This is a genomic window from Porcipelethomonas ammoniilytica, from assembly GCF_025567485.1.
GTDB classification, from domain to species: domain Bacteria; phylum Bacillota; class Clostridia; order Oscillospirales; family Ruminococcaceae; genus Porcipelethomonas; species Porcipelethomonas ammoniilytica.
In genome coordinates this window covers 1,207-9,051 of the sequence record NZ_JAOQKH010000032.1, presented here as the reverse complement: position 1 = coordinate 9,051, position 7,845 = coordinate 1,207, and the positions used below count along the sequence as shown (strand labels likewise).

Here is a 7,845-nt window from a genome sequence, read left to right as displayed (position 1 = left end):
CATTCTGTTTTGAAAAAGGAAGAAGTCTACCTCAAACACTATTCTTCTTTCTATGAGGCTAATATCAGACTCTTTGATTATATTAATGGGTTTTATAATCGTAATCGCATTCACTCGGCTATTAATTATTTGTCGCCCATTCATTTTGAAAAATCTTTACTTTTTCTTAATTCTTTTCGCCTTTTTGTGTCCAGATTATTGACTATGGTCCATTTGTCATTCTTTATGACTTTGCTCTCATTCAGTTCTCTGCATATCGAATCATAACCCATTCCGCTTAAAAACATTTTAAATATGCTTTTTACTATTTCTGCTTCTCTTGGGTTTATTATCAAATCCCCGTCATACAAATTATATCCGAAAGGTGCTGAATGGAACTTAACTGTTCCGTTTTTCATTTTACTCCTTATGCCCCATCGGACATTATTTGAAATCGATGCGGATTCCTCCTGTGCCAAGCCGCCCATTACAGTTACCATTATCTCATCTGTTATATTTGCAGTATCTATATTTTCCTTTTCAAACATAACAGAAATGCCTAACTCTTTAAGTTCTCTTAAAACGCTCAGACAATCTTTCGTGTTTCTTGCAAATCGACTTATTGATTTTACAATAATACGATCTATTTTACCTCTCCGACAATCTTTCAACATTCTTTGAAATTCTTCACGCTTGTCCATTCGAGTTCCAGTTATTCCTTCGTCGGCATACACGGAAACTAATCTTTCAGTTTCACTGTCAGCTAAAAAATTTTCATAATACCTCATTTGTGTCATTAATGAATTTTGCTGATCCTCTGAATTTGTACTTACTCTGCAATATGCAGCTACTCGGATTTTACTTTCTTTATCTTCTGTTATTGTCGGATTTATCACCTTTACATTTGGAATCATTTTTTACTCCTATTTTGTTTTTTTCATACAACACATTACCACACATCTCCCTGATATATCCAGTTGATTATGTACTAAATTTATACCTCTAAAACTGTGCAAAACTGACTAAAGCAATCCTGCTTATTCATCTCATCCAATCTTTTAAATTGTTCCTCTGTCAGAATTCCACTTTCAAACATTTTTTCTGAAATCTGCTTAAGCAGATTATATGCATACTCAGCTTGTCCATATTTACACATAGTTTTTTCCCTCCGTACATTTATACCTTGAACAAAATATCTTTCCTGATTCAATATTCGCCCAGACACATTTTTTACACTTTTTTGTATTTACTAAATGTTGTTCATTAAGTCTTAAAAATTCAAATCTGATTTTATCCCAATCGTTTTTGTCTTTCAAATTATCACACTCCTATTTTTATATAACTCAAACACAGGAGTTTCCTGCGCTTGAGTTATATCCGCACCGATACTTATTTTGGTTTTCATTTAAAGAAACAAGTTCACGGTGCGGTATAACATTTATCGTTTTGCCTTAACTTAAGTCTGATTTTCTCAGACTCGTGATATTTATTCTCAATACCCGTCACGGCGGAACATCGGAAACGATCGACAGCTTATCAATCTCATGGAACTCTCATCCCTCTATGGTTCTCATAGAGCCGCCCTCATTGCTTGTGTCTGTGACTGGACGGAAGTATCATTATCCTCCTGCGTTTCATCGCCGTTCCGAAAAGCTGTTCCGGATTTTGAAGCTTCATATTTACCGCAAGCGTATGGCTTCTTTGGCTGACGATTTTTAGACCGCCCGCAAGATTAACGTATTCCCGATGCTGTTATTCAATTTTCAAGTTACCTTTTGAAAGAGACTTATTCTCCCTTACACTTGTATAGGGGTATTTGCAGGGGTTTTGATACCCCTAAAATTTTTGGTTTTTTATAAGTTTGTTAAGTTTGCACAAAATCTTCTTTTTCTTTTTGTTGATATTTTTCTGACTAATGGCATATATCTCCGCACACTCACGCTCTGTTTTGTTTTCAAAATATATCAGCGATATCAGCTGCAATTCATCCTTGCTGAGTTTTTTCATCGCTTTACAAAGCATTTGCAAATCAGTATTTAATTCAACAATTTCTTCAGTATCAGCTTTCGTATTCATTAGTTCTTTAAAATTTTCTACAGCGTCATCAATGTTTCCAAGAAGCGCTGAAAACTGTATCTGATGCTTAAAGAACGATTCATCGTTATCCTTGATGTTCCAGCCTGTTCTCATATATGATGTGTATACTTCTTCAGATACTTCAACATTTTCGTATTTCCCGTTAGCTGTATTTCTAACACTGATTATGTATTTATTCATCCTTTCACCTCCGATCTGATATTTTTTAATCAGACCTAAGGCTACGGATATTCGGCAATATAGCATTGCCACTTAAAAACAGGCATAAAAAAAGCTCCATCCCGCCTTTAAAGCGGAACAGAGTTATTTTAAAAAAATAAGGAGTTAACAATGCTTTAAAAGCTTGTTACTCCTTTTATTATATTGCTTTTTTTACTTGCTTTTTGTAGATTTGTGTTTCTTTTTAGTTTTTTATATATTTTAACCTTTATTTATTGGTTTTTTCTTACTATTTTAAAGTAGAATAATGTATGTAAAAAAGAGCAAAACTCGCTCAATAAAAGCTTGTTTTGCTCTTATATTTTTTTATAACTTATACTAATTATCTTTACTGATTATTGAAGTTTGAATTTAATTTACTATTATAAAACAGTCCATTTTCCATCTGTATGAATATATACTCCACTCTAGTTTTCACTCCTGACATACCTAATATAATTTTTATATCTGATAATCCATCATCATTCATATCTTCTATTACAACTTCAGTAACTTTAACACCATTTGTAAGTCCCTTAAACCTATAGAGAATATTATCATCTGCATCAGTTAGATAAGCTACAGCATATGGATGATGAGCTGTAATATATCCAGTAATGATATTAACTTTACCCCAGTATTCCAATTCAATTGGATATATTTTTTTATCTGTTAACACACTCAAATCTGAAATTGAATATGGATAAAATATATAATTACCATTAGGGTATTCTTTATCGATATACTCTTTATTTGTAAATTCAATATTCGCTTCAATAATACTATTCTCTTTAAAAATTAATTTAATTATTCCACTTCCTGATACATCATCAAATTTACACTGTGCTTCTCCATTGCTAATAATTCCTTTTATTGTACCATATTCCAATGATTCAAAAGAATTTACATAGCAATCAGGTAAAATAGGATGTAACGACCATTTACCTTCAACTATTCCATTGTCTATATTAGTTATATAAATTGATGGCATAAAATCATTTATTCCCCTAATTACCCATGTTTTTTTTAAATAATATGAATAATCATATTTCTCAGTAGAAAAATCTTCAAAATTATTATCTGATAAACTATAGTCATATAATGATATTGAATTTTCATCATGGATTTCATATATTGTTTCTGATAACATATTATTTGTTGCACAAGCACTTAAAAATATCAAATAAACAACAACTATAACTAATACTAATTTTTTCAATTTTTATCCTTTCATTCAATGATAAACATTAGTTATTAAAATAATTATACCAATAATTTGCATATTCAACCCTATTATTCTGAGTAAATTCATCATCAGCAGAACGTTCATAATGCCCATGAAAAACTAATGCTAATTCACCAGGATTATTTGATGATGTTATAAATTCATCAAAGGCCATTTCATAAGGTGACCCATAAATGTTTACCCCCATTTCAGAAAGCCAAACATATTGATCAGGTTGGCAAGAAGATATTAAATATTTTAGTTGTAAATCAATTAACTCACCTGGTTTTCTTTCTGCATATTCATCAATATTATCTATAGAAAGCCCTATTTTAGGAAGAAAATCTTCTGCAGGAGTAAACTGTATTAATCCATACCCACAATTAGAACTACTTTTATTATTTTCAAAACCAATTTGCCAAGCTCCAGGATTCATTTGACTTTCCTGCTGTATATTTCCAAGCAAACCACAAATAGCATTTATACTCCATCCTTCATTGCTCAAATAATTATATATATATTCAGCATTAGCCTCCTGTTGTTGTTTATTTAATCCAAACGCATCATTAGGATCAGCATATGTATTTTTTTTCGCATTAACTTCAGTTGAAAGTTGTTTATCTCTTAATTCATTAAATACTTTTGCATCCCAAGCACTATTAATTGACATTTTTGTTCCATCTGGCAGTGTTCCATAACTATATCCACTTGGATCAAAAAAATATACAGGATTATTTGCACAATAAGTATAAAGATTCAAGCTAAGCGGATCAGTTCTTCTTCCTACGTATGAATCACGGCTAATAAACCTACCGGTATTTGGGTTATAGTATCTTGCCCTCAGATAAACAGTAGCTGTTTCCTTGTCGTAATACTCACCACAGTAACGGAATGCATTTGTATCATTTTCATCAATGTTTTTTTCAACACCAAATGCGTCATATCTGTAACTCTTAGTTACCTTACCTTCTTTATCAGTAAGGTTTACTACATCGCCATGAGCGTTTTGTGTATAGTAAGTATACTCAGTTTTCTTACCGTTCCAGTAGTTATACTTTGCTACAAGATTTGTTCCTCTGATATAGCAGTCAGCCTCATAGAACTGGTTGTCAATTACATCTGCTACTATCTGCTTATTTCCGTCCCAAACATGATTTATCGTTTCTCCATTAACGGTTTTCTCATATCTCAGACCGCTTGCGTTGTACTTGTAGCTTGCAGTCGTTTCACCGTCGGTAAAACCGATAAGCTGATTTAAACCATCGTATGTATTGGTTTCAGTCTTGCCCTCAGCAGTCTTTTTGATCTGATTGCCGTTTGCGTCATATGTATAAACTATTTGTTTAACATTACTATTCAAATCAATCGGATTTGCTTCACCCTCAACAGTCTTTACTTCCTTCTGAAGCAACGCAGTGTATTTTCCTTGAGCGTTATTGTAATTGTATTCAGTTACATAATTCTCAGAACCTGTCGCCGTCATCTTGGAACGGTTGCCGTAATCGTCATACTCGTATGAATAGGTATCTGTGTTGTTTCCCTTAGCAACGGATTCCTCAGTCAGCCTTTTTAAACCGTCATACTCATATTCCGTAGTTTCTATTATACCATTTTCTGTAGTCTTTTTGCAAGCGTCAGAACCATCAAGATAATATGAATATTCGTAGCTTGATATGGTACTATTGCCCTTTTTGTTAACAAGTTTTACTATCCTATTCGCATTATTGTAATCATAGGTGGATACTACTCCGTTTGCAAGGGTTTCCGACTTCTTGTTTCCGTTTCTGTCATAGGTATATGAAACTGTTTCTTCTCCTGTTTCCTTTACCTTGGTAAGCCTCATTTCACCGTCATATTCATAGCTTGTGTATGAATACATCAAAAGGTTATTAATACCTACTATCTGCTGTCTTGTATACTGCGAAACTCCCTCGTAGAAAAATCCCTTAAAGGTTGAATATCCGTCCTTACTTTCGATTTCCTCGCTCTTTCTGCCTAAATCATCATATGAATATGTAGTGGTTAAATCATTGGTTATAGCTCTTGAAATCCTGCCCATATTGTCATATTCATATGATTTGCTGACATTCTTTTTGGAATCTTTAGAATTTACAGTATTTGAAGTGAGTACTCGGTTTAAAGCGTCATAAGTATTGGTTGTAACGTTGCCGTTTGCGTCTGTGTTTGTGAGAACGTTACCGTTAAGGTCGTAAGTGATCGTACCTGAGTTGTAGCCTGTACTGTCGGTGGTTCTAACTGCCCTCAGCCAATTGTCATACTCATAATTTGTTGTCAGATATGATGTGTCATTATCAGAGGACATACCCGTGTACATCTTTATCTGAACTCCGGCGTTGTTGTAGAAATACTTTGAAATATTTTTATCCTTTGAATCTGTTCCGCTCAGTGTTACCTGTTCCAGAAGTCCCATTGCATTATACTTATTCTGCGTAATGCTGTATTTTTTATCGCTTGAATCCTGCTTCTGAACAGTCTGCCTTGTCAGAATTACATTACCGTTCTTGTCATACTCATTTTCTGTAACGGAGTATCTTACAGCACCGTTTTCAGTATCAAACGGAGTATATGTCTTGGTCAGCTTGTTAAGCGTCTTATACTCATATTTTGTGGTATTTCTTAATGCGTCGATCTGTCTTGCAAGCTGTCCGTTTGCGTAATATGCGCTTGTTCTCTTGGTTTCGCCGTTTGTCTTTTCAGTAACAGGATTTCCTCTGAAATCGGCAAGTGTTTCCGTCAAAACTTGTTTTTCTGCAGTGATATATGTTTTCTTGATCGTTTTAAGCCCGCTGCATGACTTGGAAGAACAACTGTCAAGAGCTGTGTATACATTAAATCCGTGTTTTACAAACTCATATTCCGTAGACGTAAGAACCTGCTTTTCAGCTTCTGCCTTCCATTTGAAATATGTTGCTTTTTCACGCTGTAATCCGTCATATTCGGTTATGTTTATTGTTTTATCAGGATTGGTTTTCTCTGTAACATTTCCGTATGCGTCATACTTGAATGAAGTCACATTTCCAAGGGCATCAGTCTGCTTTTTTACACTGCCGCTTGGATAATATTCTGTCAGTGTTCCATGACTTTTGTCTGCTGAATAATTCGGACTGTATTCCGCTGTTTTTCTGCTGAGTTTGTCATATTCTGAAATTGTAACAGCAGCAGTTGAACCTGTACCAAAATCCTTTACCTTGGTCACATTGTTGAACTTATCATACTCATACTCTTTCACAGCATAAACGCCTTTGGCTATATCAACGCTTGTCTTTTCTTTAGACACCTGAAGCTGTGAGTTGTATTCGTATTCAATACTGTTTACAACTGTGTTTCCGTCTTTAATTGTCTTAGACTTCGGCAGTCCCTTGCCGTTGCCTGATTTGTAATAATCATACTCTGTTATGTTCCCGACAGGATCGGTTGTCTTTTTGATCAGTCCCACTACTCCGCTTACATAGCTGTCGGCATAGTATTCATGACTTGTTATCGCATAGCTGCTTTCATGAGTTGCAAGATATGTTATCGGATTAAAATTCTTTGAAGTTACAGTATTTATATCTGCCTGTGAAAGCGGATTCACACTTACCGCTTCCTTTAGTATTCTAGTTCCGTTTTTGTCATATGCCTTGATTGTCGCATATCCCATTTCGTCAACGGAAGCAATAAGGCTGTTTTTATCGTTGTAATTGGCTAAAGTATATGTTCCGTCTGGATTGATCGTCTTTGTCACATTTCCGTTTTCATCACGCTCATACTTGGTAGTATTGCCCATGATGTCAACGCTTTCGGACATCTCGTCATACTTGTTCTTTCCGTCAACCATGTTGTAAGTGATCTTATCGACTTCATATGTCTGTCCGTCAGTTTCAACTGTATTTGTCTTAACAGCATATTTTTCATCATAGTCATATTTAAAAGTCTTAACAAGCTTATCACCGTCATATTCCTTTAGACCTGTCTGCTTCTGTCCCTTATCATATGTGTATTCCTGCTTCAGTCCTGCGGAATTTATGAGATAATTAACTTCGCCGTGTGACAGATAGTTAATCTGATCTGTTACCTCGTCATAGCAGTTTGTGATCTTGCAGAGTCTGCCGTTGCCGTCATATTCGTACTTTTCTGTACCGCCTGATACGCTTGTTGCCGATATTAACTGAAAATCTCCGTTGTACCTGTATGTTACTGTTCTTCCGGCAGAAGTATCCTCTATCTTTGTTACACGAAGATGCTCTTTATTACCGTTATAGTTGATTTTATAGGTTCTGCCTGTGGAATCTGTTACTATTCTCTGATTGTTACTCATTTCGGAAATTGTAAGAATATTTCCCTCG

At 34.6% G+C, this 7,845-nt stretch carries 5 protein-coding genes and 1 pseudogene; 1 reads left to right on the top strand and 5 read right to left on the bottom strand.

Going from position 1 to position 7,845, the window contains the following annotated elements:
- A pseudogene (locus tag OCV67_RS12440) lies at positions 1–138 on the top strand (IS3 family transposase); the annotation flags it as partial.
- Positions 139–140: 2 nt separating this feature from the next.
- Here the strand turns inward: OCV67_RS12440 and OCV67_RS12435 are convergent.
- The 5 genes from OCV67_RS12435 to OCV67_RS12415 form a co-directional block, all read right to left on the bottom strand.
- Positions 141–893 carry a recombinase family protein gene (locus tag OCV67_RS12435; RefSeq protein WP_147644266.1) on the bottom strand — a complete coding sequence of 251 codons (753 nt, stop codon included), beginning with the start codon at positions 891–893 and terminating at the stop codon, positions 141–143.
- Positions 894–973: 80 nt separating this feature from the next.
- The gene (locus OCV67_RS12430) at positions 974–1,135 is read right to left on the bottom strand and encodes an SHOCT domain-containing protein (RefSeq protein WP_178085150.1); all 162 of its coding nucleotides are present in this window, start codon (positions 1,133–1,135) and stop codon (positions 974–976) included.
- Positions 1,136–1,815: 680 nt separating this feature from the next.
- Entirely contained in the window at positions 1,816–2,256 is a 441-nt protein-coding gene (locus OCV67_RS12425) for a sigma-70 family RNA polymerase sigma factor (RefSeq protein ID WP_178085149.1), read from the bottom strand.
- A gap of 367 nt (positions 2,257–2,623) precedes the next feature.
- Positions 2,624–3,493: a hypothetical protein gene (locus OCV67_RS12420; protein ID WP_147644264.1), complete on the bottom strand. Its 870-nt coding sequence runs from the start codon at positions 3,491–3,493 to the stop codon at positions 2,624–2,626.
- 28 nt (positions 3,494–3,521) lie between these two features.
- Positions 3,522–7,845: phage tail tip lysozyme (locus OCV67_RS12415; RefSeq protein ID WP_147644263.1), on the bottom strand; the 4,324-nt coding region annotated here is incomplete at its 5' end.

Bases quoted from the DNA above. Each gene is read 5' to 3' on its own strand.
- OCV67_RS12435 (WP_147644266.1), bottom strand. From the start codon at position 893: ATGATTCCAAATGTAAAGGTGATAAATCCGACAATAACAGAAGATAAA.
- OCV67_RS12430 (WP_178085150.1), bottom strand. From the start codon at position 1,135: ATGTGTAAATATGGACAAGCTGAGTATGCATATAATCTGCTTAAGCAG.
- OCV67_RS12425 (WP_178085149.1), bottom strand. From the start codon at position 2,256: ATGAATAAATACATAATCAGTGTTAGAAATACAGCTAACGGGAAATAC.